Here is a 26867-nt window from a genome sequence, read left to right on the forward strand (position 1 = left end):
CTGTGCGTTCTGTGGAGGAGCAACAGGCACGGATATCGGCAGCAGCGGTGGCCCCCAGGCCGATCAAGGTTGCGATCGCCGAAGCCCAGGGGCTGCTGTGCGCCGAAGAGGTGGTGACTGAACGCCCGCTTCCCGGATTCGACCAGGCCGCCATCGACGGCTACGCGGTGCGCAGCGTCGACGTACTCGGGGTCGGTGACTCCGGCCCACTGGAAGCCGTTGGCGAGGACGGTATTGCGGAGACTCGCGAGGTGGTGACCCTGCCGGTGATGGGGACCATCGAGGCCGGGGCGCGCACGCCGAGCCGGCTGCAGCCGCGCCAAGCCGCGAGGGTGCAGACCGGGGCGCCGCTGCCGACCCTGGCCGACGCCGTGCTGCCGCTGCGCTGGACCGACGGCGGGATGAACCGGGTCCGGGTGCTGCGCGGGGCGCCATCGGGCGCTTACGTGCGGCGCGCAGGTGACGACGTGCAGCCCGGCGATGTGGCGGTGCGTTCCGGGACGATCATCGGCGCGGCGCAGGTGGGACTGCTGGCGGCGGTCGGCCGCGAACGGGTGCTGGTGCATCCGCGGCCGCGGGTGTCGGTGATGGCGGTCGGCGGCGAGCTGGTCGACATCTCCCGCAGCCCCGGCAACGGACAGGTCTACGACGTCAACTCCTACGCACTGGCGGCCGCAGCCCGCGATGCCGGGGCGGAGGTCAACCGGGTGGGGATCGTCAGCAACAACCCGAAGGAGCTCGGGGAGATCGTCGAGGGCCAGCTGAACCGGGCCGAGGTGCTGGTGATCGCCGGCGGGGTGGGCGGCGCGGCGGCTGAGGCGGTTCGTTCGGTGCTGTCCGAGCTCGGCGACATGGAAGTGGTGCGGGTCGCGATGCACCCCGGTTCGGTGCAGGGCTTCGGGCAGCTTGGCCGCGACGGCGTGCCGACCTTTCTGTTGCCGGCCAACCCCGTCAGCGCGTTGGTGGTCTTCGAGGTGATGGTGCGGCCGCTGATCCGGCTGTCCCTGGGCAAGCGGCATCCGATGCGTCGCATCGTGCAGGCCCGCACCCTGTCGCCGATCACATCGGTGGGTGGGCGCAAGGGCTTCCTGCGCGGCCAACTGATGCGTGACCAGGAGAGCGGCGAATATCTGGTGCAGGCGCTGGGCGGGGCGCCGGGGGCGTCCTCGCACCTGTTGGCAACCCTGGCCGAGGCGAATTGTCTGGTCGTGGTGCCCAGCGGAGCCGAGCAGATCCGTACCGGCGAAATCGTCGACGTCGCCTTTCTGGCTCAGCACGGCTGACCGCGGCCCGGCTCGTGAACCTGTTGCGATCCAATTCCCGCCATCCCGGCTGGCCGATGAGCGTGGGGCCACTGCGGGTGGCGGCCGGGGTGATCCGGCTGCGGCCGGTGCGGATGCGCGACGGCGCGCAGTGGAGCCGGATCCGGCTGGCGGACCGGGTGAAGTTGGAGCCGTGGGAGCCCAGCACCGATGGCGACTGGTCGGTGCGTCACTCGGTGGCCGCGTGGCCGGCGGTGTGTTCCGGGCTGCGCGCCGAGGCGCGCAAGGGGCGGATGCTGCCCTATGTGATCGAACTGGACGGACAGTTCTGCGGGCAGCTGACCATCGGCAATGTCACTCATGGGGCGTTGCGGTCGGCGTGGATCGGCTACTGGGTGTCCAGCGAGCACACCGGCGGCGGGGTGGCCACCGGCGCGGTCGCGCTGGGGCTCGACCACTGCTTCGGCCCGGTGATGCTGCACCGGGTGGAGGCCACCGTCCGTCCGGAGAACGCGGCCAGCCGGGCGGTCCTGGCTAAGAACGGTTTTCGCGAAGAAGGCCTGCTGCGGCGCTACCTCGAGGTCGACCGCGGGTGGCGTGACCACCTTTTGGTGGCGATCACGGTCGAGGAGGTATACGGGTCGGTGGCTTCGACGCTGGTCCGGGCCGGTCGCGCCAGCTGGGTCTGATTTCTGGCGCCGAGATCGCCGCTATGGCTGCGGATCGAGCCGGATCGCGACCCTGACGGCCATCTCGCGGCCCCCACACGCCGGAAAGCCCGCCCAACCGAAATAAAATTGTGGCTAGCGTGACATATGTGGCGTGTGATGCTTGAAGTAGGCAAATTACAGGTGTGTAATTGCCCTGGTCGCAGCGACCCGGCCACGCAGGCCAACGATCAGGCCTCGCGGGGATCGCAACCGAAGAGAGCAGGTCATCATGCCAAGCATCCCGCAATCGTTATTGTGGATTTCGCTCGTGGTGCTGTGGTTGTTCGTGCTGGTGCCGATGTTGATCAGCAAGCGCGACGCCGTCCGGCGCACCAGCGACGTGGCCTTGGCGACCAGAGTGCTCAACGGCGGAGCCGGCGCCCGCCTGCTCAAGCGGACCGGTCCGGCGGCGGGTCATCGCAGTGACCCCGACTGGAAGCCGGAGGAGGACTGGGACACCGAGCCGATCGACGGCGCCTTCGCCGACGCGGACAAGGACCACGCGGCCGACGACGCCGACACCGATGAGCTGATGCGCCCGCGGTCGGTCGTCACGGCGATGGCGCGTGCTGATGAGATCGATGAGCCTGAGGTTGCCGAGCCCGACTATCTCGATGTCGACGTGATCGACGAGGACGCGCCTGCGCTGCCGGTGGGCGCCACCGAGGCACAGTCTCAGGGGCCGGCGCTGCTTGCGGTCGAACCTGAGCCCGTCGACGAGCATGACGACTCACACGGCGACCTTGCCGACGACGAGTACGAATACGTCGAGGACTCCTCCGGGCTGGAGCCCGAGGAAGACGATGACGAGATGGACGACGCACCGCCGGCCTATGCGGTGGGCGTCAACCGTCGGCGCCGGTTCGACAACAAGACCGCCGCGGCGGTCAGCGCCCGCAAGTACGCGTTCCGCAAGCGGGTGCTGGTGGCGATGGCGGTTGTCCTGGTCGGCTCGGCGATCGCGGCCTTCGAGGTGACTCCGATGGCTTGGTGGCTGTGCGCGGTGGCGACCACGGTCACCCTGATGTACCTGTTCTACCTGCGGCGACAGACCAAGATCGAGGAGCGGGTGCGGCGGCGCCGGATGCAGCGGATGGCGCGCAGCCGGCTCGGCGTGGAGAACACCCAGGACCGCGAATACGACCTGGTTCCGTCCCGGTTGCGGCGTCCCGGCGCGGTGGTGTTGGAGATCGACGACGAGGACCCGATCTTCGAGCACCTGGACTATGCGGTGCCGATGCGCAACTACGGCTGGCCCCGTGACCTGCCGCGCGCCGTCGGGCAGTAGTCGCGGTTCGTTCCTTCGCGGTCGCGGCTGGTAGCCTGCTTAGCGATCAGGGGCTATGGCGCAGTTGGTAGCGCGACTCGTTCGCATCGAGTAGGTCAGGGGTTCGAATCCCCTTAGCTCCACAGAGTTTGTGCAGGTCAGGGCCTATTGGCCGGACTGGGCTCTCGAGGCCGTCCGCAGTCGCTCGAACGGCTGCATCGTGACGGCGCACTACGGCGTCGAGGTCCTCATCGAAAAGGTGCGCGTAAATGTCGCTGCGGCGAGTCCGGCGACCGGGAGTTGGCTACTTGAAGGGATTCAAGGTGCGGCCCAGGAAGTACTGAATGCGCTGTGGCAGTGGTCGTATGGCGGCGGCGGTCAGCTTGTTGACGGTGCCCGGTATGCAGACGGGCTTGCCGTCGGTCACGGCCGCCCATCCCTCGCGGACAACGGGAGCAGGCTGTTGCCACATGAAGCCCGGCAGGCGGTCGGCGGCCTCGCGGGTGCCCATCACGTCGTGGAACTCGCTGTAGGTGAAGCCAGGGCAGAGCGCGGTGACATGGATGCCGTGGGGTTTCAATTCCATGTCGAGGGATTGGGACATGTTCAGTACGTAGGACTTGATGCCGGTGTACAGCAACCCTTCTGCCGGCGGGGACATCGCGGCCAGTGAGGAGAGGTTGATGATGCGTCCCCAGCGTCGTTGTTTCATGCCGGGGATGGCTCGGTGGATCAATTCGGTGACTGCGGTGACCATCAGCTGAAGTTCTCCGGCGACCGAGTCCCATGGTGTATCGGAGAATTTGGTGCTGGCCGAAAGTCCGGCGTTGTTGACGAGCACGTCGATAGGCAGGCCCAATTCGGTTGCGCGGGTGATGATCGCAGCCGGGGTAGCGGGGTCGGTGAGGTCGGCGGGGAGTACTTCGGCGCGCACGCCGTGCTGTTGGTGCAGTTGAGTGGCGAGTTCTTCGAGGCGCTCGGCGCGGCGGGCGACGAGGAGCAGGTCGTACCCCTCGTTGGCGAGGTGGCGGGCGAAGGCCGCCCCGATGCCAGCGGAGGCACCGGTGATCAGGGCACCACGTCGGGTCGTGTTCATGGGTGGGCATTCCTCACTGGTAGGCGTCGGTCACCATGGCCGACGGATCGGGGGTGCGCGTGTGGTGCACTGCGCGGGGTCTGCGGGCGCCGAATGCCGGCTGGTGTGGCGGTCACGCCAGCGGGACGTGGCGATTTAGGAATTCAATCTGGTCGGTGACAATCCCGTCGAAGTGCGGGTCCAGGTACGGCTCGAAGTGCGCGATGTCATAGGAGCGGACTTCACCGTGGGGGATGCGGGTCACGATCTGCTGGGCTTTCGCGTACGGCATGCTCGGACGTTCAGATGCAGAACGTATGATCATCACGCTGATCCTGGCATAATTGCTGGATCGTTTCCTTCAGTTTCGGCGATCTGGAGTTATGGTCATACATACAGCGTCATGATGTCCAAAACATCCTCCATCTGGGTCTGAACGGAAGTCGAGAGAACGATGAACGCGAACAGCACCGCTCCCAGCGTTTTCGACGCCGGCCTTCCCGCACTCAGCTACAGCTTCACCGCCACCCCCGGCGACATCCTCGAGGACGTCCGCCTGGCGCAATCCCGTGCTCCCATCGCCATCGGACCCCTCGGCCCGGAGATACTCTCCTACGAAATGTCCCGAGACATGCTGCGGGACAACAGGTTTCGCATGCCACCCGGAATCACGCTGGCAGCGCAGGGCATCACGTCAGGTCCGTTGTACGACAAGCTGGTGAGCAGTCTGCTGGGCCTCGACGGCCCGCCACATACCCGCTTGCGCAAGCTGGTTTCGAAGGCGTTCACACCCCGCGCGACATCGCGTCTTCGCGACACGATCCACGAAGTGGTGAACGGGCTGATCGATCGGGTGGTCGATTCCGGACGCTGTGACGTCGTGATGGACATCGCGCGGCCGTACCCCACCCCGATCATCTGCGCGCTGATCGGCGCGCCCCGCGAGGATTGGCGGTTGTTCTCGGAGTGGACCGACGAAATCTTCAAAGCCTTCAATTTTCAGGCCGATGCCACCTTCGACGAGTCCGCGATCATGCGGGCGTGGGGCGAGTTGGACGCCTATGTCGACGACATGGTCGCCGTCCGCCGGAACAATCTGACCGATGACCTGCTTTCCGAGCTCATCCGCGCCGAAAGCGACGGCGATCGGCTGACTATCGACGAACTGCGCATGCTGGTGGCCGGCTTCTTGATGGCGGGAACCGATACGACGCGAAACCAACTGGCCGCGTCGGTGCAGGTGCTTTGCGAGCATCCGGATCAATGGGCGAAGCTGGGCAATGACCCCGAGCTTGCCATGCAAGCGGTCGAGGAGAGCATGCGCCACTCACCGGCGGTGTGTATCGCGCCACGCGCCGCCACTGACGATGTCGAATTCGGCGGGTACACGTTCCCGGCCGGGACCTTCGTACTCGTGAACACCTTCGCGGCCAATCGTGATCCAGCGATCTATGACGAGGCTGACCGCTTCGACATCACGCGCGCGGATGCCCCCGCGATTCTGACCTTCGGCGGCGGCGCGCACTATTGTCTGGGGGCCAATCTTGCACGCCGGGAATTGGCAGAAGCACTCGCAATCCTGACCCGACGTCTCCCTGCGCCCCATCGTGTCGGCCCGGCCCCGTGGAAATCCCTGCTGGGAATGAGCGGCCCGACGACACTGAAGATCGAGTTCGAAGCCGAAATGCTTGCGACAGCCGATGCGTAGCCGCGGCTGGGCGGGATCTACGCCCGCCTCCGACGAGGAGGCAATCGCCCGCATTTTGGATGCGGTGGACGAGGTGGTCGCCGAACACGGATCAGCGATACGCCTCGCCGACGTAGCCCGTCGGCTCGGCGTCACCCGCCAGACGGTGTACCGCTACTTCCCCAACGCCGACGCGCTGCTCATCGCCAGCGCGATGCGTGCGGTCGACGGATTTATTGACCAGGCTGTTCAACGCGCCAGCGGGCAGCACGACCCGGTCATCGCTGTCGTCGAATGCATCTCGTTCGGAATCGAGAATCTCGTCGGCGATCCGCAACTAGAGAGTCTGCTGACGGAGAGGCAGGAGGGTGCAGCCGTCGTCTCGCTGACGTCCGACACGGCGATCTCATTCTGTTTGTCGGCTTTCCACCGTCTCGATGTCGATTGGGCCTTGCACGGCTTCGACACCGCAGCGCTAGCTGAGCTCGCCGAAATGACTTTGCGCAGTGTGCAGTCCCTGCTGACCGATCCCGGGCAGGTACAGCGCGACGGAATCGCGTTGCGCCGCTTCGTCACTCGATGGCTGGGACCGGCGATCCTCTATCCGCGGATGGCGTCGTTGTCGATCCACGAAAGACACGGCGACTAGTCAATTTACGGATGCGCGACCAGATACGTCTCGTTCTGCAGCCCCGCGGTCAACTCCTCGACATCGAACGGCCGGTCCAGTCGCGCGTGCAGCGCCTTGACGTCGACGAGCAGGCTGATCTCGGCGGTCTGTCGGGCAAAAAGCCGGCCGATCAGCGGATACATCCGCCGCATCACCGCCCGCTCCCCGGGAGTACACCGCGACGCGCAATACCCGACGTGCCCGATCTCGTCGGTGAGGATCTCTGTGTAGAGCAGTTCGATGCGTTCGGCCACCTCCGGTTCCTCGGCAAACAGCGAAGCGCTGGTGCGGCGCAACTCGTCGAACATGACGCACCCCGCCATCTCGGCGGCTCCGACGAACATGAAACTCAACCGCTCGGGCACGAAGACGCCTGCCTTGACGAACTGCCTGAGCACGAAAGGCGGTGGGACGACTTGGAATGTCAGATCGAAGACGTCGAGCGCGTAGGCCAGCAGCCGGGTGTGGTAGTGCTCCTCCAGTTCTAGGTAGACGTTCTCCGGTGGCAGGTTTTCATCGCTGTTGCGTCCGTAGGTCTCGCCGAGTCCGACGCCGAAGCGTTCCGCCTGGTTCAGTTTGGCGGTCGCCAGCAGGAACAGCATTTTCCTGTCCAGTCCGGGTTCTGGTCGGCGGCGACGCAGATTGCGCAGGAAGGTCGCGCGGTCGGCAGGGTGTGCCGACCGGACCGGGCTGGCTTCCAGTGCCTCGAAGAACTGCTCGCGCTTCGCCAAGCGTCGGTTGAGCAGGTCGGCTTCGCCGTCGCGCCTGGCCAGGAAGTCCCGGTAACCTTCGATGCTGGTGCGATTCATCGTGTCTCCATTCCATTGACAATCGTTGTCACATAACGGTGTAACTGGGCCGCGTCGTGTGTTCCGGTGGCCAGCAGCGCGAAAAGCCCGGTGAGGAAGAACATTCCGAGTTCGCCGGGGTCTGCGTCCGCGGTAACGTGCTGGGCTTCCTGCGCCCGGCTGATCACGCCGACCAGAAATTCCAGAAGTGGATGCGCGGCCAACTGGTCTTCGGCCGGATGTGTCGAGGCGAAGTGCAGACCGAGCATGTCCCGGAAAACTACTGTCCCTAACCGGCTTTCGGCTTCAAGTACGCGGTCGACCAGCCGTGACAGCACCGACGCCAGGTCACCGTCGGCAGTGCCGAGATCGCCGGCGATCCGGGCCTCTTCGTTGCGCTCCAGCTCGGCAAGAACATGTTCTTTGGTTGGGAAGTGAAAATAGAACGTTCCCCGCACCACGCCCGCGGCGGTGGCGATGGCGCTGACGTCGGCGGCGGCCAGTCCCCGATCGGAGATCTCGGCCAGGGCGGCGTCGAACAATCGCGCCCGCGTCTCGAGCCGCCGAGCCTCACGGGTGGACGCCGGAGCGGTCACAGTAACCCCACGCCGGTACCGTACAGCCGTTTACTGACGACCGTCAATGACGATCGTCAGTGAAACTCGGGTTTCGGCAGTAGGTTCTGGATAAACTCATCGTTTGCTGGATAATGGGCCTCGTCGGTTCAACGCGATGCCGCGGTAGTGGTCTCCTGTCGAAAGCCCGCGCAATGTTCACTGTCCTGCTTGACACCACCGACCTCGGCGAGGCCGAGGAGGTCGTCAGCGCCAGCTTCGGGCGTGTCCGGATGGCTGCCGGTGAGCACGGTGTACCGACCCGGAGCCGCCTGGAGCGTTCCATGGTCGGCTCCACCAGTGTCGATATCGCGGATTTCGACTACACCTTCAGCTACGCCATGGTCCCCCCGGAGCGAATCCTGCTTGTCCGAGTCCGTTCGGGCAGCATCGACGCGCGTGTTGAGCGTGGCGCTTTCGAAGGATTCGGCGCGGGTGAGGTTGGTGCGTTCGGCGCCATCGCGGGAGAGTCGCTGATCGGGATGTGCCGCCACGCCAGTGCCGACATCTACTCGGTGGACCGGACTCTGCTCAGCCATGTCGCGGCGGACTCGCCGGAGCCGCTGGACCAGGTGCGGCTCAACGGCTCAGTCCCGATCTCCGCGGCCGCGGGCACGCAGCTGGTCGCCGCGCTGGACCACGTGCGCGAAATGGTGGCGGCAGACGCCGAGGCATGCCGCAACCCGCTCGTCGTGGGCACTGCGCAGCGCTACATCGCGGCGAGCATGCTGGCCACATTCCCGAACAACGCGTTGATGGAACCGATCGCCACGGACCGGCGCGACAGCACGCCCGTTCTGCTGCGGCGCGCCATCGCATTCATCGAAGACAACGCCGACACGGATATCTCCCTGGCTGATATCGCGGGCGCCGTCTACGTCACGCCGCGCGCGCTGCAGTACATGTTCCGCAAACATCGTGATTGCACCCCGATGGAATACGTCCGTCGCGTCCGCCTTCATCAGGCCCACCTCGACCTCGTCACCGGTGACCAGGCAACCGCGACGGTGGGTGGGGTGGCGCGTCGCTGGGGTTTCGGGCATCTGGGCCGCTTCGCCGTCTATTATCGACAGCACTACGGCCAGAGTCCGCATGTGACACTGCGCGGCTAGACCACATCCCCTAGTTGAGAAGACAGCACAAGGGGTACAAGGTTGCGATGAGTACCGGTAACGCAGTCGGCCGCCTCTGCGGCGACGACGAGACGGTGCGCTCAACGTTTGACGGCCTGCCGGTGATCGCCTGCGCGCTGGAAGGACCTCAGCTGCGGCTCGTGGCCTGTAACGCGGCGCACCGGGCTTTCTATCCGAACGCGCTGCTGGGAGTGGCCGCCGATGAATTCGGGCCAGAACTGCGCGAGCAGGGCATTCTCGACATGTATGACCGCGTCTATCAGACCGGGGAGCCGCTACACGTCGCCGAGGTGCGGGTCCAGGTCGATCTGGACGGGACCGGGGTTCGGGAACGGTTCGTCGACATCTCCGCGGTCCCGCAGCGCGGTCCAGGGGGGCAGATCACCGGTGTCGTGATCGTGGGCGCCGACACCACCGAGTCGGTACAAGCCCGGTTGGTGGCGGAAGAACGTGCCCGCGATATAGCGGGCAGGTACGAGTCGGCGCGGGCCGCCGCCGCAGTCATGCAGCGCGCGCTGCTGTCGCCGAGTGTGCCGGTGCTGCCGGGAGCTGAAATCGCCGCCACCTATCTGGTGGCGACGCAGGACACGGCGGCCGGCGGCGACTGGTTCGACGCCCTCACCGACCCCGCCGGGCGGCTTGTGCTGGTCGTCGGTGACGTGGTGGGGCACGGAGTGCGAGCGGCCGCGGTGATGGCTCAGTTACGTACCGCGGTCAGAATGCAATTTCACAGTGGTGCAAGCATTCTCGACGCGTTATCGGCGGTGGACCGGTTCGTCGCGGAGATCCCGGGGGCGAAGTCGACCACGTTGTGCGCCGCCCGCTTCGACACGGCGACAGGTGAGCTCGAATACTGCACCGCCGGCCACCCGCCGCCGCTCGTCATCACCGGCCACGGCACGGCGCAGTATCTGCAAACCACCGGGGCGGGCCCGCTGGGCAGCGGTCGTGGCTTCAGCACCCGCAAGGCCACCTTGGCCGTGGGTGATCTGGTCATGCTCTACAGCGACGGCATCATCGAACGGCCCGGTCGCGACCTCGCCGCCAGTGCCGCCGAAGTCGCCGAGGTGACGGCCCGGGTCTTCGGCGGCAAGACCTTCCCGCTCGACGCTGCCGAGGCGCCGGCGGAGAGGGTGTGTTCGCAAGCGGTGGAGTTGCTGGTGCGGACTACCGGATATAACGATGACATCACCCTGCTCGCCGCCCAGCGGCGCACTCCGCCGACGGCGTTGCACATCGAAGGCCGCGCAGATGAGTTCGCTGAGCGCACCGTCCGGGCCAGGCTGCGGCTGTGGCTGGCGGGGTTGGGGGCCGACGCCGGCAACACCCAGTCCCTCGTGCACGCCGTCAGTGAACTGATCGCCAATGTGGCCGAACATGCCTACGCCACAACATCTCCCGGCGATTTTTCCATCGACGCGGAACTCGATCACAACGGCCGGGCTCGGGTGGTGGTGGCCGACTCCGGCACCTGGAAGACGGCAGCCAGCGACGCTCACCGCGGCCGCGGCCTGTCGATCGCTCAAGCCGCGGTGCCCGACACGGTCGTCAGCCACGGCGCGGACGGCACCACCGCGACGGCCACCCAACAGCTGACCCGGCAGTCGGTCTTCACGGACCTGGGCGCACCTGTCCGACGGGCCGCCGCGCCGACCACCTTTGAGGTCGGCACGTCCGAGGACGGCTACATCGTCGTCATAGGTGATGTCGACACACTCGCCGCGCCCGAATTGAAAGAGGTTCTCTCGGTGCGCAGTCAGGCCGGCACCAGGTCGATTCAGGTCGATCTCAGCGCGGTCACCCACCTCGGTTCGGCCGCCGTCAGCGTGCTCGCCGACGCCTGCGAACTTGCCGGTCGGCAAAGCGCCGCATGCACGCTGATCGCGCTTCCCGGTGGCGCCGCGCATAACATCCTCACCCTGGTGGGTTTGCCCGCGACCGAAGAGCCGATCGACTCGACGCTATTCGGATTCGAGTGAAAACAGCTCGGGCGCAATGGGTTTGGTCCGGTAGGTGCGGGTGCCCGAAGATACGGTCAGCACGATGCGCGGAGGTGGGTCGTCAGTACCGGCGACGTTGTCGGCAGCGGCGGCGAACCGCTGTGCGTGCCGGAACTCGGTGAGGAAGACGGCGCTGCCCTGGGGCGGTATCTCACACGGAACGTCGTCGCCGGCCACCGGCTTCTCGACCGGCACCAGCGACGTGCCGTCGGGATCGGTGCGGATGGCCCAGCCCGCGACGTGGAGCGGAGTCCGGCCCGCATTTACCACCTTGACGCCGATGATGAGCGGCATGTCCTCGAGCTGGTCCGAGACGGCGGCCAATGCCTCGCGTACGTCGCAGCTGGCGTCGTTGGTCACCAGCCCGTCGGTCGTCAGCCGCCCGATCACCGGCTTGAGTTTCGGACGGGGGCGTTGCCGGCGGTAGCCGACCAGTTGCCAGCCCAGCGATATCACCGCAAGCACCGTGGCGACCACGCCGAGAACGAACCCGGCGACGCTCACCGCACACCCCAGAATTCGGCCACGGGTAAACGCTACTGGTTAGAGTCGGTGCGTTGGGGGAAGGAGGGTGGGCAATGAGTGGCTGGATCGTCGCCAATGTTCCATCGTGGCTGTTGCTGGTATTGCTGGTCGTGGGCATCGCCGGCGGCGCGGTGCTGGCTCGCAAACTCGTCCGCCGCAAGTTCCCTCAGCTGGCCGCCGGCGACCACAACGATGCCACCCGATTTGCCTACGGGGTCGTCGGCTTCGTCTACGCGTTCTTCATCGGGTTCGTCGTCTCCGGCATGTGGAGTCAGATCAACACCGAGGACGGCCAGGCGCGCGACGAAGGCACCGCCGGGATTCAGCTGGCCAGGGATCTCACGGCGTTCGACCAGCCCGACGCCGACCGGATTCGACAAGCGCTGCTGGACTACGAGCGAGCCGCGCTGGCCGAGTGGCCGCAGGCCGTACGCGGCTACGAGTACCCCCAGGCCGATAAGGCGCTGCAACGCGTCTACCTGGCATACCAGCAGGTCCAGCCGCACACCGACACCCAAAAGGCGTTTTTGGCAACGTCTTTCAGCACCCTGGACAAAATGAGCAAGTCGCGCACCGAGCGGGTGATGCAGGCCCAGACCAACACCGGGCCGTCATTCGCCTTGTGGACCGTGATCCTGTTGACCAGCGGCCTGGTGCTCACCTGCGCGATCATCTACGGCGTCGAGCATCCGAGAATCCACAGCGTGATGGTCGCGACCGTGGGTGTGCTGGTGGCGGCGAACCTGTTTCTCGTCCTCGAGCTTTCGCACCCCTTCCTGGGTGAGATGGCTACTTCTTCCGACCCGCTGCGCGACGTCATCACGGTCCTGTCGAACCCATCGGGCTGACCGCGCGGCGCGGAGCCTGATGAAGTTCCAAAATTCCGCTGAGCAATCGCTAAGACGGTGTTTCGGCGCGGGAACGTGTCGTGGCCCGGCCCTAATCTCGTCGGATGAGCACTAAGTACTACCTGCAGAAGGTCCCCGTCGAATCCGTCCAACCCGGTTACTCGCTGGCCATCCGTGATGCTGGTCGAGATGGCGCCAGATTCCGCCTCTTCCAGGTCGAATGCATCCAGTTGTCACAGCGCAGCGGACAACCCGTGCTGATCACCCTGACGTCGGAGACCGGCGCGGTCGTGGAATACGAGGCGGGCACCCCCGTCGTCCGGTTGTTCGGCGTCTGCGAGGCCGCCGCGTCCTAGCGCCAGGCTGTTCAGGCCGGCTTCGTCGCCGTCACGAACTGCAGGGCCCGCTGCGTCTGCTGCTCGACGTCGGTCAATCCGGCCTCGGCGAACAGATTCACGAATGCGTCCTTGTCGAACATGGTGAGCCCGATCAGGCGGGCCGTGGTGTGCAGGGCGAGGTTGATCGGCGGGGGTTGGCCTGCGTAACTGGTGAGGATGGCGATCCGGCCACCGGGCCGCAGCACCCGGATCATCTCGCGTGCCACCCGGAACGGCTCGGTTATCAGGTACAAAGCCCCGAAACAGCAAACGGCGTCAAAGGTTTCGTCGCCGAACGGCAGCTCGCGTGCATCACCGCGGACGTAGCAGGTCCGTGGCCCGCTGTTGTCCTGCACCGCCCGGGTCAGCATCGGCTCGGAGATGTCGAAGCCCACCGCGAGGCTTCCGGTGGACAGTTGAGCGGCCAGCGGGGCGGTGAAATTGCCTGGCCCGCAGGCCACGTCGAGCAGCCTTTTGGCGCTTCGCAGTCGCAGGGCTGTCGCCGCGCGGCGCTCCTCGGCCTGCGTGGTGACACCGCTGGCCAGGTAGAACGACGTCGGCCGCCACAGCCCTTCGTAGACGGCGGCGACGAACGGGCTGTTCATGGCGCGCTGGGCGAACGTCGGAACCGGCGCGGCGGTTGATTCGCCCAACACATCGAGATAGCCGTGGCGCAGCGTGGCCGGCTTGTCGAGCAGACTGCGGGTCAGTTCGACCCGGTCCTGGTTGTCGATCATTTGTGGTCCATTTCGGGAGTCGTGCGTCTTGCTGGCGACCTGCTGCCAGGCTAGTGCGGGTGCCGTCCGTCTCCTTGCAGGGGCGGCGGCCGACGCCATAACCTGAGGCGGATCGGACCCAAAGCTGGGCCCAAAACTGGGTATGCATGGACGGGATGGCCGAATTGAGCGGCGTGGGGGCCGAAGAACTCGCGGCAATGGACATCTTCAAGGGCTGTCCGGCCGAGGATCTGTCACCGCTGGCATCCTGTCTTGCGCCGCTGCGGGCCCCTGCCGGGCAGGTGCTGATGCGGCAGGGTGAGCAGGCGGTCTCCTTCCTGCTGATCAACTCGGGCAGCGCCGAGGTGATGCACGTCGGCGACGACGACACCGTGATCGTCGAGCAACTGGTGCCCGGCATGATCGTCGGCGAGATCGCGCTGCTCCGCGACATCCCGCGCACCGCGACGGTCACCACGCTCGAACCGCTGACCGGCTGGATCGGTGGCAAAGAGGCCCTGACCCAGATGGTGCACATCCCAGGGATCATGGAGCGGCTGGTCCGGACCGTCCGCCAGCGTCTGGCGGCCTTCATCACACCCATCCCGGTGCAAATGCGCGACGGTAGCCAGCTGATGCTGCGTCCGGTGCTGCCCGGTGACAGCGAGCGCACCGTGCACGGGCACATCCATTTCTCCAGCGAGACGATCTACCGTCGCTTCATGTCCGCGCGGGTGCCCAGCCTGGCGATGATGCACTACCTGGCCGAGGTCGACTACGTCGACCATTTCGTCTGGGTCATGGTTGACGGCAGCGACCCGGTGGCCGACGCCCGGTTCGTGCGCGACGAGAACGATCCAACGGTCGCCGAGATCGCGTTCACCGTTGCCGATGCCTACCAGGGACGTGGCATCGGGACCTTCCTGATCGGTGCGCTGGCCGTGGCCGCCCGGGTGGATGGTGTCGAAAGATTCTCTGCGCGAATGCTTTCCGACAACCTGCCGATGCGCACCATCATGGACCGGCAGGGTGCCGTGTGGCAGCGCGAGGACATCGGCGTGATCACCACCGTCATTGACGTGCCCCGCCGCGTCGGCTTCGGGCAGGCCATGGAGGAACAGATCAAGCGGGTCGCCCGGCAGGTGATCGAGGTGGTGAGTTGATCAGCGGCCAGGCCGTCCCGGCGTGATATGAACGGGCATGCGGCCGCACCGGTTTGGCCCGCTGCTGGCCCTGCTGCTGGCGGCCTGCGCTGCATCACCCGCGCCGACACCGTCGGTCGCCTCGCCATCGCCGACCGGGCACGCGGCCGGAATTACCCCCGCCAACATCCGCCGGGTGGGTCGTGAGCTGCCGCCCGGATACGAGGTCTCCAATATCGCCCGTGCCGCGTCGCCCCGCGCGATGTGGGGCCTCGGCGACCAGACGGCTGCCAACCCGCGCGAATGCGGGGCCCTGGCCGACCCCGCGGCCGGTCGTGAGCAGCCGGCACAGGGCATCTCCGGATCGGGGCCCGGCGGAATCGTCGACGCGGTCGTGGTGGCCGCGCCGGCCGCACTGTCGCGCGACATCCTGGCAGGCTGCACACACTGGGACCTGACCGCCGGGCGCACCGTGGTGAGCGTCGGCCTTGTCGACGCACCTCAGGTGGACGGCGCCCAGACGCTGGGCATGGTCGCCGACATCCGGGCGGCCGTCGAGTCGGGTAGCGAAATCGATTCCCGGGCGTACACATTCGTCGCTTACCTGGGCGATTACTACGCCTTCACCACGCTGACCACGGATCCCGGATCGATGCTGCCGCCCCTGCCGCCGCAGTTCGCGGCCGATCTCCTGGTCAAAACGGTCTCGACGTTGCGCGGCTGAGCATCCGGGTTGGGTAGATTGGCCACGATGTTCAAGCTGGTGCTCGCACTCGGTTCGGTGTGCCTGCTCGTCGGCTGTTCCCCGGGCGCTGACCCCTCCCGGCCCGCCAAGGGGGACATCGCCAAGATCTTGGACCTCAAGTCGAGCTTCGGGCCGGAGTTCAAGGTCACCGACATCACGCCCAGGGCGATCGACCCGCAGTTCTTCAGTTCCCGGAAGCTGCCCGACGGGCTGACCTTCGACCCGGCCGGCTGTGCCAAGGCCGCGGTCGGCCCCGACATGCCGGCGGGTGTGGAGGGCAACATGGCGGCCATCTCCGCGGAGGGCAACGGCAACAGGTTCGTGGCCATCGCCGTGGAGACCTCGAAGGCACTGCCGCTCAACGACCCCGGCAAGGACTGCGCCAAAGTCGGGTTTTCCGGTGCTCAGTTGCGCGGCGCCATCGAGGTGGTCGACGCCCCGCAGATCGACGGCGCTCACACCCAGGCCGTGCACCGGGTGCTGCAGGCGGTGGTCGAGGGCTCGCCGCGCACCGGGGAGCTCTACGACTATTCCGCTCAGTTCGGTGACTACCAGGTGATCGTGATCGCCAACCCGTTGGTGGTTCCCGGGCAGCCGGTGGCCAAGGTCGACACTCAGCGGGCCCGCGATCTGCTGGTCAAGGCCGTCAGCGCGGTGCGCGGCTAGCGTACGTCTCTGGGCCGGAACTGGATGCTGATCCGCGGACCCGCCGCCCCGGTCGTCTTGGGCACCGAATGCTCCCAGGTGCGCTGACACGATCCGCCCATGACCAGCAGATCGCCGTGGGCGAGGGGGAGCCGCAACGAGGGGCCGCCCCCGCGGCGCCGCATCGCGAAGGTACGGGTGGCCCCCAGGCTGACGATCGCGACCATGGTGTCCTGCGAGCTGCTGCGACCGATCGTGTCGCCGTGCCAGGCCACGCTGTCCGAACCGTCCCGATAGCAGCAGAGTCCGACGGTGGTGAAAGGTTCGCCCAGCTCACCCCCGTAGATGTCGTTGAGCCGCCGGCGCAGCCGCGCCAGCGCGGGGTGCGGCGGGGCTTCCACCGTCAGATCGTGGAAACTCACCAGCCGCGGCACGTCGACCACCCGGTCGTACATCTGCCGGCGTTCGGCCCGCCACGGCACCGAGTGCAGCAGCGTTTCGAGCAGGTCCAGGCCGTCTATCGGGCCGTCCCGCAGCCAATTCGCCCGGACGTCGATGAACGCGCCGTCGCCGAGTTGTCTGCGTTCGTTGTGCTCGAACAGCGAGCCCTGTGCCGCGATCGCCACGGATTCGAGTCTATCGCACACCAGTTCGATCGTTCGGCGTGTGACGCGCCCGACGCGGGCTACGCGGCTACGGTTTGAGCTGTGGGTGTCGAGCTGGGCGTCAATTCCGAGGTAGGTGCGTTGCGGGTTGCCATCCTGCACCGCCCGGGTGCCGAACTGCGCCGGCTCAACCCGAGTAACAACGACCAGTTGCTGTTCGACGGGCTGCCCTGGGTGGCACGGGCGCAGGACGAGCACGACCAATTCGCCGATCTGCTGCGAGGCCGCGGCGTCGAAGTGTTGCTGCTGTCGCAGCTGCTGACCGAGGCGCTGCAGCACAGCGGCGCCGCCCGGATGCAGGGCGTGGCAGCGGCTGTCGATGCCAGGCGACTGGGACCGATTCTGGCGCAACAACTTACGGAGTTCCTGCGGGCGCTGGAGCCGGCCGCGCTGGCCGACGTGCTCACCGCAGGCATGACCTTCGAGGAGTTACCGTCCAGCACCCGAACCGGGGTGTCGCTGGTGCTGCGCATGCATCACGGCGGGGACTTCGTCATCGAGCCGCTGCCGAACCTGGTTTTCACCCGCGACTCGTCGATCTGGATCGGGCCGCGGGTGGTGATCCCGTCGCTGGCTCTGCGGGCGCGCCGGCGCGAGGCGTCGCTGACCGACATCATCTACGCCCATCACCCGCGGTTCACTGGCGTGCGGCGGGCCTACGAGTCGCGCACCGCTCCGGTCGAGGGTGGGGATGTGTTGTTGCTCGCTCCGGGCGTGATCGCCGTGGGAGTGGGGGAGCGAACCACGCCCGCCGGTGCAGAAGCGTTGGCGCGCAGCTTGTTCGACGACGACCTCGCGCACACCGTGCTCGCCGTGCCGATCGCCCAGAAGCGCGCGCAGATGCATCTGGACACCGTCTGCACCATGGTCGACACCGACACCATGGTGATGTACGCCAATGTCGTGGACACACTGTCGGCGTTCACCCTGCGCCGCACCGAGGCCGGGGTGGTGATCGAGGACGCCGAACCGTTCGCGGAGGCGGCCGCCACCGCGATCGGCATCGAGAAACTGCGCGTGATCGACACCGGCCGCGACCCCGTCGTCGCCGAACGCGAGCAGTGGGACGACGGCAACAACACCCTGGCTCTGGCGCCCGGGGTGGTTGTCGCGTACGAACGCAACGTCGCGACCAATACCCGGCTACAGGACGCGGGTATCGAGGTGCTCACCATCGCCGGCTCGGAATTGGGCACCGGTCGCGGCGGGCCCCGGTGCATGTCCTGCCCGGCCGCGCGGGACCCGCTCTAAGGTTTGCGCGCGCCCGCCGAGATTGCCGCGTGGGTCGCGGGTGCGGCTCGTTTCACAGCCCTGGCCGCAATGTGGGTGCGTTGGCGCGCCGAGATTGCCGTGAGGGTCGCGGGTGCGGTTCGTGTCACGGCCGTCACCGCAATGTGGAGGAGTTGTCCCCAACCGATTCGGCTCGTGGCTTGGAGGGCTCGGACCATTCACGCAGGATCCCGCACGTGGCATCGGTATTTCGCGGGAGCGAAGCACTGACGAGTAGCGCACTCACCCGCGGCCAATTGCGTTGGCGATACCGGAGAATCCACCCGGACATCTATCTGCCGAAAGATGCATCTAGGACGCTGCGGGACAACATCTGTGCGGCGTGGCTTTGGTCGGGCCGCAAAGGCATCGTTGCCGGTCGGGCCGCGGCCGCCATGCACGGAACAAGGTGGGTTGACGACTTCGCTCCGGTCGAGCTTCTCGGCCCGTTCAACCATCCACCGCCCGGTGTGATCGTTCGCCGGGAACGGATTCTCGCCGACGAAGTCACAGAGCTGGCCGGCATACCCGTAACCACCCCGGTGCGAACGGCCTTCGATCTCGGCCGGCACCTACCGCGCGGTATGGCCATCAGTCACCTGGACGCGCTGTCCGCCGCGAGCGGGCTGGTCGAACACGACGTGCAGCCGCTGCTCGTTCGGTACCGCGGGGCCAGAGGGACCCGCTTGTGCCGAAAAGCGTTGTGCCTGATGGACGGTGGGGCGCAATCCCCGCGGGAAAGCTGGCTAAGGCTCTTACTCATCGACGGTGGTCTGCCCACGCCGATCACCCAAATTCCGGTGCGAAGCGCTGCCGGCGCCGTGTTGGCCTACTTGGATATGGGGTGGGAGGAGCCGATGGTCGCTGTCGAATACGACGGCGAGCAGCATCACACCGACCGGGGGCAGTATGTCAAAGACATCAGGCGATGGGAGATGGTCGAAGATCTCGGCTGGCGGGTCATCAGGGTGGTCAAGGAGGACCGGCCCAGCCGAATACTGCAGCGTGTTCGGGACGCATTGGCGGCCCGCGGATTGGCGACCTGACGTTGTCGAGATTGCCGTCACGGTCGCGGTTGGCGGCTGAACCACAACCACCACGGCAATCTCGCGGCCCAGGCGCCTGCGCCGGCCTAGGCGCCCGCGGATTTCCGACGTGAGTTGTCGAGATTGCGGTCACGGTCGCGGTTGGTCGCTGGACCACAGCCACCACGGCAATCTCGCGGCCCGCATCCATCTCAACGCCAGCTGGGCAGCCAGATCTCCATATCCCAGGTCTGCTGTGAGATCGGCAGTCCGGTCAGCACCGGGAACAGCCAGGCGAAATTCGTCACCACCAGCGACACGTAGCAACAGACGAAGATCAACCCCAGCGTGCGCCGCTCCTTGTTCTGCCGCGGCTGATGCAGGATGTCGCCGAGAATCAGCGCGATCGCCATCACCAGGAACGGGCCCATGGTCGCGGCGTAGAAGAAGTACATCTGCCGGTCGATCTCCGCGAACCACGGCAACCACCCGGCGCAATAGCCCACCCACACCACCGCGTACCGCCAATCACGGCGCACCAGCATGCGCCACGTGGTGTAGAGCAGCACCGGCACCGCCAGCCACCACAGGGCCGGGGTGCCCACCAGCATCACCGCCTTGACGCAGGACTGTTCCCCGCAGCCGGGCACGTTGTTCTGGTCGATGGCGTACAGCACCGGCCGCAGCGACATCGGCCAGCTCCAGGGCTTGGATTCCCAGGGGTGGTGATTGCCCGCGGAGTTGGTCAGTGTCGCGTGGAAATGGAACGCCTTTGCGGTGTAGTACCACAGGGAACGGATGGCGTCCGGCAGCGGCAGCACGCTGTTCGGTCCGATGGTCTGGCCCACCTGGTGGCGGTCGATCGCCGTCTCGGAGGCGAACCAGCCCGCATAGCTGGCCAGATAGACCCCGAACGGGATCAGCACCAACGCATACAGCGAAGGGATGAGATCGCGGCGCAGCGTGCCCAGCCAGGGGCGCGGCACCTGGTACTGGCGCCGGGCGGCGATGTCGAAGGCCAGCGACATGACACCGAAGAAGGCGATGAAGTACAGCCCGGACCACTTGGTCCCGAACGCCAGGCCGAGCAGTACCCCGGCGCCGAAGCGCCACCAGCGCACCCCCAGCCGCGGGCCCCACACCGTCTCGGCGCAGCGACCTTCCAAAAAGGCCGTGTGCATCCGCGCGCGAACCTGGTCGCGGTCGACGATCAGCGCTCCGAAGGCCGCGACCACGAAGAACGTGAGGAATCCGTCCAGCAGCGCGGTCCGCGCCGTCACGAAGCTCACTCCGTCGCAGATGACCAGCACTCCGGCGATGCCGCCGACCAGCGTCGACCGGCTGATGCGCCGGACGGTCCGGGTCACCAGCACCACCAGACCCACACCCAGCAGCGCGCCGGTGAACCGCCACCCCAGGCCGGTGTAGCCGAACAGGGCCTCGCCGATGGCGATCAGCTGTTTGCCGACCGGCGGATGGACGACCAGGCCGAACCCCGGATTGTCTTCGATCCAGTGGTTGTTGAGGGTCTGCCAGGCCTGTGGGGCGTAGTGCTTCTCGTCGAAGATCGGCGTGCCGGAATCTGTCGGCGAACCCAGGTTGAGGAACCGGGTCGCCGTCGCCAACACGGCGATGACAGCCGTCACGAGCCACCCGCGCAGCCGGTCTACCGGACCGAAATCGGCGACAGCCACCAGCGGGGCGGGGCTGAGGACAGGTGCGACACGCCCCGGCCCGGCCTCCTCGTCAAGGCCGGCCTCGCTGACGGAGGTTTCTCGGGGCGGGGCGGTCATCACGTCGATCGTAGGCTGTCCGTCATGACCAGTGGGCGCCTGTTACTCGCCGCGACACCGTTGGGGCAGCCCGCGGATGCGTCGCCCCGGCTGACGCGAGCCTTGGCGGAAGCCGATGTGGTGGCCGCGGAGGACACCCGCCGAGTGCGCAACCTCGCCAAGGCCCTCGACGTCACGATCGGCGGCCGGGTGCTCAGCCTGTTCGACCGGGTCGAAACCACCCGGGTTGGGACGCTCGTCGACGCGATCAGTTCCGGAGCCACCGTGTTGGTGGTCAGCGACGCCGGAATGCCGATCATCAGCGATCCCGGCTACCGCCTGGTCGCGGCCTGCATCGAAGCCGGGCTACCGGTGCAGTGCCTGCCCGGCCCGTCAGCGGTGACGACCGCGCTGGTGGTCTCCGGTCTGCCGGCCGACAAATTCTGCTTCGAGGGCTTCGCACCCCGCAAGGGATCGGCACGCCGCACCTGGCTGGCCGGGCTGGCCGACGAACGGCGCACCTGTGTGTTCTTCGAGTCCCCGCGTCGGCTGGCCGCCTGCCTGCGCGACGCGGTCGAGCAGCTCGGCGGCGCCCGTCAGGCGGCTATCTGCCGGGAACTGACCAAAGTGCACGAGGAAGTGGTGCGCGGGTCGCTCGACGAATTGGCGGCGTGGGCGGCCGACGGGGTGCTGGGCGAGGTCACCATCGTGCTGGCCGGCGCGACGCCCCGCGCTGACCTGTCGACCCTGGTAACCGACCTGGTCGCGGAGGTGGAGAACCTGGTCGCCGGTGGTATTCGCATCAAGGACGCCTGCAGTCACGTGGCTGCCGGATACCCGGATGTGCGATCGCGCCAGCTCTACGACGCGGTGCTCAAATCCCGGCGCGACGCCGAGGAATCGGTCTAGAAAGGCCGAAGCGCGGCGACGCTCAGAAGCACGGGCCGCCCGGAATCGGGCACAACGGCGGGTGTGGGATCGCCGGCAGGGCCGGCAACGGCGGCGGGGCCGGCAGTGGCGGCAGCCCCTGGGGCAGCGGCGGCAGGCCCTGTGGCAGCGCGGTCGGGATCCCCGCCGCTGCGGCCATGGCCGGCAGGGCGGCGATGATGGTGGCCGGGTCGACACCTGGCAGGGCCGGTGCGCCGCCCATCAGCGCAGGCAGCGCGGCTGCCAGCATGGCGGGGTCAACGCCCGGGATACCGCCGCCGGTCAACGCGGGCAGTGCGGCCGCCAGCATCGCCGGGTCGATGCCGGGCAACGGCGGCAGACCCGGGATTCCGGCGGCGATCGCCGGCAGCGCGGCCACCAGCGCAGCCGGGTTCACGCCCGGCAGGCTCGGCAGACCCGGGATGCCTCCGGCGGCGGCCAGCGCCAGCAGGTCCGTCGGCGACACACCCGGCAGGCCGGGCAGGCCGGCCGAGGCCAGCGCCATCAGGTTCGCCGGCGAGATGTCCGGCAGGCCCGGCAGGCTGATGCCGGGCAGACCGCCGGCCGCGGCCAGGCCGATCAGACCGGCCGGAGAGATACCCGGCAGGCCGGGGATGTTGAGGGCGGGCAGGCCCGGCAGGCTCAGCGCGGGCAGAGCCGCGGCCGGAAGCGCCGCGGCCGCCGACGGCAGCAGCATCGAGCCGAGCGAGTTCAGTGTGCCCTGAGCCGCGGGCAGAATGCCCGAGGACTGTAAGGCGTTGTACGCCAACACCACGTATGTGACGGCCAACGCGCTCGTCGACACCACGCTGGCGACGGTGTTGCCCACCCCGAGGACGCCGTTGACGACGGCTGACGCCGCGTTCACCCCGTACGGCACGCCGGCCAGGCCGGCCACGCCACCGGCGTAGCCATAGAGGTCGGGCAGCCCGGGGATACCGACACCGGGAACTTCGCCGATGCCGGGAAGCGCCGCGGCGTTCGGGTCGAAGCCCGGAGGCAGAGCGCCCGAGGGAGGTGACGCCGGGGGAAGCGTGTTGTTCGCACCGGGCAACAACCCCGGGTTGGTGGGCGAGGGATTAGGAGGCGTGTAGGCCGCCGGCTCGGCGGGCGGGCGCGGCGCCACGGCCGGCGATGCCGGCTCCGGCGGTTCGAGGGCCGACGGGGCTCCCTTCGGTGCCATCGCCGCCGGCTTGCCGGTTTCCGGCATCAGGACCGACGCCAGCTTGTCGCACTGCTGGCCTGCGCTGCAGGTTCCACCAGGCGACGTCCGGCTCTGGTTGGAGATCGTCAAGGGCGCAACCGCGAGCGCGCCACCCAACACGGCGGCAGCCGCAGCGCCAGCGATGGCAACTCTCATGACAATTCCTTTCCGACCCTGCCCGACCCTGCCGAACCCCTCGCGTCTGACGCGCGACGAACACGCGTCGCTGGCAGAAGCTTATGCGTACCCGGCGGCTCATGTGGCCGATCGGGGAAATTCACAACCTCAAAATTCGCCTTCAAGAATTTGCTGAGCTAACTCACGCGACTCGCCGACACGGCCGTGGGCAGCCCGACCACCGGGGCCGCCTTGTGCAGGCATTCGGCCCATTCGGCATCCGGGTCGGAGTCGGCCGTGATGCCGCCGCCCACCCCGAGTACGGCATTGCCGGTTGCGTCGAACTCGACGGTGCGGATCGCCACGTTCAGCTCACATCCGGCCACCGGAGAGGCCATTCCGACTGTGCCGCAATATATTCCCCGGCGGTTCCGTTCCCACTGCGAAATGAGCTGACGCGCACGCAGTTTGGGTGTCCCGGTGACCGAAGCGGGGGGAAAGGTGGCATCCAGCAGCTGCGACATCGGCAGCTCGGCCGGCACCTGCGCCGAGACGGTCGACACCAGGTGCCACACCCCCGGGGCGCGCCGGACCACCAGCAGTTCCGGTACCCGCACGGTACCGGTAATTGCAACTCGCCCAAGGTCATTGCGCACCAGATCGACGATCATGATGTTCTCGGCGACCTCTTTGGGCGACGCCCGCAACGCCGACGGCCACGCATCCAGCGGCAGTGTTCCCTTGATCGGGCTGGATGTCACCACATCGTCGCGGCGGCGCAGGAAGAGTTCCGGAGACAGCGACGCCACCGCGCCCCAGGGCCCCGCGACGTACGCCGCTCGGGCCGGGGAGGTTCGGGCCACGCCCTCGATGAAGAAATCCAGCGATGACCCGTTGACGGTCCCGGTGAACCGGGTGCAGACACAAGCCTGGTAGACCTCCCCGGCTGCGATCGCCTCCAGGCAGGCCAGCACACCATCACGGTGTGCTGAGCGGTCTCCGGTCTCCCATTCGATCTGGCACATTGGTGCCGTTCTGGGGGTCAGGGTCAAGGCATCGGCCAACCAGGCCGGCATATGGGCGCCGGACAGGCTCTCGTACCACCACTGTCCGTCCCGGTCGCGCCGCAGGACGCAGTCGGTCCAGCCGCCGGCGGCCTCGGGAATCCGGTGTGGCAGGCCGTCTGCTCCGGCATCGGGGTAGGACAGGTAGCCGATCCAGCCGCCGCCGACCGCGCCCGCGTCGGCGACGGCCGCACCGGGAGCGCAGAACACGTCGCTCACCGCGACCTCTTGTACCGGCACGCTGGGCGCGACGACGGCCAGCGCGCCGAACCACTCACCGGTCAGCGCGGCCGGCGGGGGGATGCCGAGCCGGCTGGTGGCGCGGCCGACGGCGCGCAGCACCTGCGGCGCGCCACCCAGATCGCCGAGCCGGTCGATTCGCACCGCCCTAGCTTGTCAGAACGGGGGATTCCCGCACGAGCCGAAGGTCAGCCGCGGCTGATCTGCCGGGCGTTGCCCAGCGCGACCAACTTGTCCGGATTGCGCATCGCGTAGAAGTTGGTGATCTTGCCGTCCACGATCTCGACCGTGATCACCCCCTCCATGCGCCCGGCGAGGTAGAGCACCACGGCTGGGGCGCTGTTGCAGGTCACCGTCTCGACACGCAACTGCGCGTGGGTCTTGCGGAGCAGGCCGACGATGGCCTTCGCAACCTTCTCGGCGCCTACCACCGGCTTGCGCGCCGCGCTGACCTTGCCACCCCCGTCGGCCATCCACACAGCATCCGGGGCCAGCATGCCGACCAGCGCAGTGACGTCGCCGTTGGCGGCGGTAGCCAGGAACTGAGCGGTGATCTCCGCATTGCGCCGGATGTCGACCGAGCCGAACCGCTTGCGCCGCGCGTGCACGTGTTCGCGTGCCCGGTGGGCGACCTGGCGGACCGTCGCCGCGGGTTTGCCAACCGCGTCGGCGATCTCGGCGTAGTCGAATCCGAAGACCTCGCGCAGCACGAACACCGCCCGCTCGTCCGGGGTCAGCGTCTCGAGCAGGATCAACATGGCCATGGACACCGACTCGGCCAGCACCACATCTGCGGAGGCATCCTGGTCCTCGAGGAGCAGCGGTTCGGGCAGCCAGGGACCGACGTACTCCTCGCGGCGGCGCGCCTGGGCCCGCAGCGCGTTGAGTGCCTGCCGGGTGACCAGCCGGGCCAGGTAGGACTTGGTGTCCCGCACGGTCGACAGGTCGACGTCGGCCCAGCGCAGGTAGCTGTCCTGCAACACGTCGTCGGCCTCGGTCGCCGAGCCCAGGATTTCGTAGGCGATGGTGAACAGCAGCGGGCGCAGCAGGGTGAAGCGTTCCGCGTGCCCGCCACTGTCCGATCCGTTGCTCACCGCAGCGCGGCCTGCTGCTCAGCGGGCGACTGCGCGGGCCGGTTGCCGCCTTTGAGCCAGCGGTACCAGCCGGGCTTGGCGGCTTCCTTGCGCAGGCCCCACACCGTGCCCTTGCAGACCAGTTCCTTGATCGCCGCCGCCGTGCGTCCGCCGATGTACAGGTTGACCGGGGTGTCGTCGGTGCGGGCCAGCTGGATGGTGCCGAAGCTGCGGCCCACGCTGATGCACTGCCCGGTGAACGCCTGGTTGAGCAGGGCAGGAGCTGTGCCGGCGATGCGGGACAGCACCGTGTTGGCGGCTTGGGCGGCCAGCGGAATGGCCGCCTGGCAGCTCATCCGCAACGGCTGGTTGGAGGGCGCCGCGGCGTCACCGGCGGCGACGATGCGCTCGTCGCTGATGCTGGTCAGCGTCTCGTCGGTGAGCAGCCGACCCAGCGAGTCGGTGCGCAGCCCGCTGCGCGCGGCCAGGTCCGGGACGCCGAATCCCGCGGTCCACACCGTCACGGCGCTGGGCAGCACGGTGCCGTCACCGAGCACCACTGAATCCCAGCGCACCTCGGTGACCGTGGCGGATTCGAGCACGTTCACGCCGAGTTTGCGCAACTGCCTGGCCACCGAACGCCGGCCGGGGCCGCTCAGTGACGGGCCCAGGACGCCGCCGCAGACCAGGGTCACCTCGCGGCCCTGCTCACCGAACTCGCCCGCGGCCTCAATGCCGGTCAAGCCGGCGCCGACCACCACGACGGGAGCGTCGGTGCGCAGATCCGCAAGCGCGTAGCGCAGCTTCTGCGCGCCTTCCAGCTCGGACAGCACGTGCGCGTACTCGGATGCGCCGGGCACCGCGACCGGAGCGGCGCCGGTGCTGCCGGTCGCATAGATCAGGTAGTCGTAGTCCAGCGTGGCGCCCGAGGCCAGCAGCACCCGCCGGGCGGCGGCGTCAATGTGGTCGGCGGTGTCGACGACCAGCCGGACACCGTTGCCCAGCAGCGTGCCGTAGTCGGCGGTGGCGGTGGCGGTGCCGGCGGCCAGTTGGTGCAGGCGGATCCGCTCGACGAAGTGCGGGCGGGGGTTGACCAGAGTGATGTCGACATCGGTACGCAGCCGAAGATGGTTGGCCGCCATCGTCCCGGCGTACCCGCCGCCTAGCACGACGACGTGCGCTTTCCGGTGGCTTGAGTTCGTCTGTTCAGACATCGTTGTCTCCTTCTCGGTGTCGGTTACACCCTTCAGACACCGTCGGCCGGCCGTCCGTGACAGAGGAGCGGTAAATGTGAGCTGTCTCACGTG

26 protein-coding genes, 1 tRNA gene and 1 pseudogene are annotated in these 26867 nt (G+C 67.6%); 16 read left to right on the forward strand and 12 right to left on the reverse strand.

Features of this window, described 5'->3' with window-relative positions:
* Positions 1-2: 2 nt before the first annotated feature.
* The 4 genes from glp to ACNQS7_RS25630 all read left to right on the forward strand — a co-directional run bounded on the left by glp (position 3) and on the right by ACNQS7_RS25630 (position 3382).
* Positions 3-1283, forward strand: coding sequence for a gephyrin-like molybdotransferase Glp (gene glp, locus ACNQS7_RS25615; RefSeq protein ID WP_418014737.1), 1281 nt, complete (start codon positions 3-5; stop codon positions 1281-1283).
* 14 nt (positions 1284-1297) lie between these two features.
* The gene (locus ACNQS7_RS25620; protein WP_082658425.1) at positions 1298-1951 is read left to right on the forward strand and encodes a GNAT family N-acetyltransferase; all 654 of its coding nucleotides are present in this window, start codon (positions 1298-1300) and stop codon (positions 1949-1951) included.
* A gap of 250 nt (positions 1952-2201) precedes the next feature.
* A complete protein-coding gene (gene glpR, locus ACNQS7_RS25625) occupies positions 2202-3260 on the forward strand; it encodes a gephyrin-like molybdotransferase receptor GlpR (RefSeq protein WP_418014738.1) in 1059 nt (352 codons plus the stop codon).
* A gap of 49 nt (positions 3261-3309) precedes the next feature.
* A tRNA-Ala gene (locus ACNQS7_RS25630) sits at positions 3310-3382 on the forward strand.
* Between the two features lie 161 nt (positions 3383-3543).
* Here the strand turns inward: ACNQS7_RS25630 and ACNQS7_RS25635 are convergent.
* Together ACNQS7_RS25635 and ACNQS7_RS25640 are read right to left on the reverse strand one after the other, a co-directional pair.
* A complete protein-coding gene (locus ACNQS7_RS25635) occupies positions 3544-4335 on the reverse strand; it encodes an SDR family NAD(P)-dependent oxidoreductase (RefSeq protein ID WP_418014739.1) in 792 nt (263 codons plus the stop codon).
* 112 nt (positions 4336-4447) lie between these two features.
* Positions 4448-4603 (reverse strand): annotated as a pseudogene (locus ACNQS7_RS25640) (alpha/beta hydrolase); the annotation flags it as partial.
* A gap of 165 nt (positions 4604-4768) precedes the next feature.
* On the opposite strand from ACNQS7_RS25640, the gene ACNQS7_RS25645 reads away from it, so the two are divergent.
* Positions 4769-6022, forward strand: a complete 1254-nt coding sequence (locus tag ACNQS7_RS25645; protein ID WP_418014740.1) for a cytochrome P450 — start codon at positions 4769-4771, stop codon at positions 6020-6022.
* A complete protein-coding gene (locus ACNQS7_RS25650; protein WP_418014741.1) occupies positions 6015-6650 on the forward strand; it encodes a TetR/AcrR family transcriptional regulator in 636 nt (211 codons plus the stop codon). The genes ACNQS7_RS25645 and ACNQS7_RS25650 overlap by 8 nt, the downstream gene beginning before the upstream one ends.
* Positions 6651-6655: 5 nt before the next feature.
* Here the strand turns inward: ACNQS7_RS25650 and ACNQS7_RS25655 are convergent, their stop codons facing one another.
* Together ACNQS7_RS25655 and ACNQS7_RS25660 are read right to left on the reverse strand one after the other, a co-directional pair.
* Entirely contained in the window at positions 6656-7480 is an 825-nt protein-coding gene (locus ACNQS7_RS25655; RefSeq protein WP_418014742.1) for a hypothetical protein, read from the reverse strand.
* Positions 7477-8055: a TetR family transcriptional regulator gene (locus ACNQS7_RS25660; RefSeq protein ID WP_418014743.1), complete on the reverse strand. Its 579-nt coding sequence runs from the start codon at positions 8053-8055 to the stop codon at positions 7477-7479. The genes ACNQS7_RS25655 and ACNQS7_RS25660 overlap by 4 nt, the downstream gene beginning before the upstream one ends.
* 173 nt (positions 8056-8228) lie before the next feature.
* Here ACNQS7_RS25660 and ACNQS7_RS25665 point away from each other — a divergent pair, with 173 nt between their 5' ends.
* Together ACNQS7_RS25665 and ACNQS7_RS25670 are read left to right on the forward strand one after the other, a co-directional pair.
* Entirely contained in the window at positions 8229-9185 is a 957-nt protein-coding gene (locus ACNQS7_RS25665) for a helix-turn-helix transcriptional regulator (RefSeq protein WP_418014744.1), read from the forward strand.
* A 47-nt stretch (positions 9186-9232) separates the two neighbouring features.
* Positions 9233-11185: a SpoIIE family protein phosphatase gene (locus tag ACNQS7_RS25670; protein ID WP_418014745.1), complete on the forward strand. Its 1953-nt coding sequence runs from the start codon at positions 9233-9235 to the stop codon at positions 11183-11185.
* On the opposite strand, the gene ACNQS7_RS25675 is transcribed toward ACNQS7_RS25670, so the two are convergent.
* Positions 11168-11710: a hypothetical protein gene (locus tag ACNQS7_RS25675; protein WP_418014746.1), complete on the reverse strand. Its 543-nt coding sequence runs from the start codon at positions 11708-11710 to the stop codon at positions 11168-11170. The two genes, ACNQS7_RS25670 and ACNQS7_RS25675, sit on opposite strands and share 18 nt — an antisense overlap.
* Positions 11711-11784: 74 nt before the next feature.
* On the opposite strand from ACNQS7_RS25675, the gene ACNQS7_RS25680 reads away from it, so the two are divergent.
* Both ACNQS7_RS25680 and ACNQS7_RS25685 read left to right on the forward strand, forming a co-directional pair.
* Positions 11785-12579 (forward strand): hypothetical protein, encoded by a 795-nt coding sequence (locus ACNQS7_RS25680; RefSeq protein ID WP_418014747.1) that lies wholly within the window; start codon positions 11785-11787, stop codon positions 12577-12579.
* Positions 12580-12683: 104 nt separating this feature from the next.
* Positions 12684-12935 (forward strand): hypothetical protein, encoded by a 252-nt coding sequence (locus tag ACNQS7_RS25685; RefSeq protein WP_418014748.1) that lies wholly within the window; start codon positions 12684-12686, stop codon positions 12933-12935.
* A gap of 11 nt (positions 12936-12946) precedes the next feature.
* Here the strand turns inward: ACNQS7_RS25685 and ACNQS7_RS25690 are convergent, their stop codons facing one another.
* The gene (locus tag ACNQS7_RS25690; protein ID WP_418014749.1) at positions 12947-13693 is read right to left on the reverse strand and encodes a class I SAM-dependent methyltransferase; all 747 of its coding nucleotides are present in this window, start codon (positions 13691-13693) and stop codon (positions 12947-12949) included.
* A 146-nt stretch (positions 13694-13839) separates the two neighbouring features.
* Here ACNQS7_RS25690 and ACNQS7_RS25695 point away from each other — a divergent pair, with 146 nt between their 5' ends.
* From ACNQS7_RS25695 to ACNQS7_RS25705, 3 genes are read left to right on the forward strand one after another with little or no spacing between them, the layout of a single operon-like run.
* Entirely contained in the window at positions 13840-14835 is a 996-nt protein-coding gene (locus ACNQS7_RS25695; protein WP_418014750.1) for a GNAT family N-acetyltransferase, read from the forward strand.
* 37 nt (positions 14836-14872) lie between these two features.
* Positions 14873-15538: a DUF5642 family protein gene (locus ACNQS7_RS25700; protein ID WP_418014751.1), complete on the forward strand. Its 666-nt coding sequence runs from the start codon at positions 14873-14875 to the stop codon at positions 15536-15538.
* A 27-nt stretch (positions 15539-15565) separates the two neighbouring features.
* Positions 15566-16225, forward strand: coding sequence for a DUF5642 family protein (locus ACNQS7_RS25705; RefSeq protein ID WP_310773562.1), 660 nt, complete (start codon positions 15566-15568; stop codon positions 16223-16225).
* Here the strand turns inward: ACNQS7_RS25705 and ACNQS7_RS25710 are convergent.
* Positions 16222-16830, reverse strand: coding sequence for an alpha-ketoglutarate-dependent dioxygenase AlkB family protein (locus ACNQS7_RS25710; protein WP_418014752.1), 609 nt, complete (start codon positions 16828-16830; stop codon positions 16222-16224). The genes ACNQS7_RS25705 and ACNQS7_RS25710 overlap by 4 nt on opposite strands.
* Before the next feature lie 81 nt (positions 16831-16911).
* On the opposite strand from ACNQS7_RS25710, the gene arcA reads away from it, so the two are divergent.
* Complete coding sequence (gene arcA, locus ACNQS7_RS25715; RefSeq protein WP_418014753.1) at positions 16912-18120, forward strand: arginine deiminase; 1209 nt, start codon at positions 16912-16914, stop codon at positions 18118-18120.
* A gap of 215 nt (positions 18121-18335) precedes the next feature.
* Complete coding sequence (locus ACNQS7_RS25720) at positions 18336-19184, forward strand: endonuclease domain-containing protein (protein WP_418014754.1); 849 nt, start codon at positions 18336-18338, stop codon at positions 19182-19184.
* Positions 19185-19375: 191 nt separating this feature from the next.
* Here the strand turns inward: ACNQS7_RS25720 and ACNQS7_RS25725 are convergent, their stop codons facing one another.
* On the reverse strand, positions 19376-20956 hold the full coding sequence (locus ACNQS7_RS25725) for a dolichyl-phosphate-mannose--protein mannosyltransferase (protein WP_418014755.1): 1581 nt from the start codon (positions 20954-20956) through the stop codon (positions 19376-19378).
* Positions 20957-20980: 24 nt separating this feature from the next.
* Here ACNQS7_RS25725 and rsmI point away from each other — a divergent pair, with 24 nt between their 5' ends.
* Entirely contained in the window at positions 20981-21844 is an 864-nt protein-coding gene (gene rsmI / locus ACNQS7_RS25730) for a 16S rRNA (cytidine(1402)-2'-O)-methyltransferase (protein ID WP_418014756.1), read from the forward strand.
* A gap of 22 nt (positions 21845-21866) precedes the next feature.
* Here the strand turns inward: rsmI and ACNQS7_RS25735 are convergent, their stop codons facing one another.
* The 4 genes from ACNQS7_RS25735 to ACNQS7_RS25750 all read right to left on the reverse strand — a co-directional run bounded on the left by ACNQS7_RS25735 (position 21867) and on the right by ACNQS7_RS25750 (position 26774).
* Complete coding sequence (locus ACNQS7_RS25735) at positions 21867-23222, reverse strand: hypothetical protein (protein ID WP_418014757.1); 1356 nt, start codon at positions 23220-23222, stop codon at positions 21867-21869.
* Positions 23223-23380: 158 nt separating this feature from the next.
* Positions 23381-24631: an aminodeoxychorismate synthase component I gene (locus tag ACNQS7_RS25740; protein ID WP_418014758.1), complete on the reverse strand. Its 1251-nt coding sequence runs from the start codon at positions 24629-24631 to the stop codon at positions 23381-23383.
* Between the two features lie 44 nt (positions 24632-24675).
* Positions 24676-25581, reverse strand: coding sequence for an RNA polymerase sigma-70 factor (locus ACNQS7_RS25745; RefSeq protein ID WP_418014759.1), 906 nt, complete (start codon positions 25579-25581; stop codon positions 24676-24678).
* Positions 25578-26774: an NAD(P)/FAD-dependent oxidoreductase gene (locus ACNQS7_RS25750; protein ID WP_418014760.1), complete on the reverse strand. Its 1197-nt coding sequence runs from the start codon at positions 26772-26774 to the stop codon at positions 25578-25580. Before ACNQS7_RS25750 ends, ACNQS7_RS25745 begins: the two co-directional genes overlap by 4 nt.
* Positions 26775-26867: the final 93 nt, after the last annotated feature.

It is taken from the genome of Mycobacterium sp. 23, assembly GCF_048287075.1.
In the GTDB taxonomy this organism is placed as follows: Bacteria; Actinomycetota; Actinomycetes; order Mycobacteriales; family Mycobacteriaceae; genus Mycobacterium; species Mycobacterium gordonae_B.

Coding starts and splice junctions, on each gene's coding strand:
- glpR (WP_418014738.1), top strand. CDS start 2,202: ATGCCAAGCATCCCGCAATCGTTATTGTGGATTTCGCTCGTGGTGCTG.
- ACNQS7_RS25635 (WP_418014739.1), bottom strand. CDS start 4,335: ATGAACACGACCCGACGTGGTGCCCTGATCACCGGTGCCTCCGCTGGC.
- ACNQS7_RS25645 (WP_418014740.1), top strand. CDS start 4,769: ATGAACGCGAACAGCACCGCTCCCAGCGTTTTCGACGCCGGCCTTCCC.
- ACNQS7_RS25650 (WP_418014741.1), top strand. CDS start 6,015: ATGCGTAGCCGCGGCTGGGCGGGATCTACGCCCGCCTCCGACGAGGAG.
- ACNQS7_RS25655 (WP_418014742.1), bottom strand. CDS start 7,480: ATGAATCGCACCAGCATCGAAGGTTACCGGGACTTCCTGGCCAGGCGC.
- ACNQS7_RS25665 (WP_418014744.1), top strand. CDS start 8,229: ATGTTCACTGTCCTGCTTGACACCACCGACCTCGGCGAGGCCGAGGAG.
- ACNQS7_RS25670 (WP_418014745.1), top strand. CDS start 9,233: ATGAGTACCGGTAACGCAGTCGGCCGCCTCTGCGGCGACGACGAGACG.
- ACNQS7_RS25680 (WP_418014747.1), top strand. CDS start 11,785: ATGAGTGGCTGGATCGTCGCCAATGTTCCATCGTGGCTGTTGCTGGTA.
- ACNQS7_RS25685 (WP_418014748.1), top strand. CDS start 12,684: ATGAGCACTAAGTACTACCTGCAGAAGGTCCCCGTCGAATCCGTCCAA.
- ACNQS7_RS25690 (WP_418014749.1), bottom strand. CDS start 13,693: ATGATCGACAACCAGGACCGGGTCGAACTGACCCGCAGTCTGCTCGAC.
- ACNQS7_RS25695 (WP_418014750.1), top strand. CDS start 13,840: ATGGACGGGATGGCCGAATTGAGCGGCGTGGGGGCCGAAGAACTCGCG.
- ACNQS7_RS25700 (WP_418014751.1), top strand. CDS start 14,873: ATGCGGCCGCACCGGTTTGGCCCGCTGCTGGCCCTGCTGCTGGCGGCC.
- ACNQS7_RS25705 (WP_310773562.1), top strand. CDS start 15,566: ATGTTCAAGCTGGTGCTCGCACTCGGTTCGGTGTGCCTGCTCGTCGGC.
- ACNQS7_RS25725 (WP_418014755.1), bottom strand. CDS start 20,956: ATGACCGCCCCGCCCCGAGAAACCTCCGTCAGCGAGGCCGGCCTTGAC.
- rsmI (WP_418014756.1), top strand. CDS start 20,981: ATGACCAGTGGGCGCCTGTTACTCGCCGCGACACCGTTGGGGCAGCCC.
- ACNQS7_RS25735 (WP_418014757.1), bottom strand. CDS start 23,222: ATGAGAGTTGCCATCGCTGGCGCTGCGGCTGCCGCCGTGTTGGGTGGC.
- ACNQS7_RS25750 (WP_418014760.1), bottom strand. CDS start 26,774: ATGTCTGAACAGACGAACTCAAGCCACCGGAAAGCGCACGTCGTCGTG.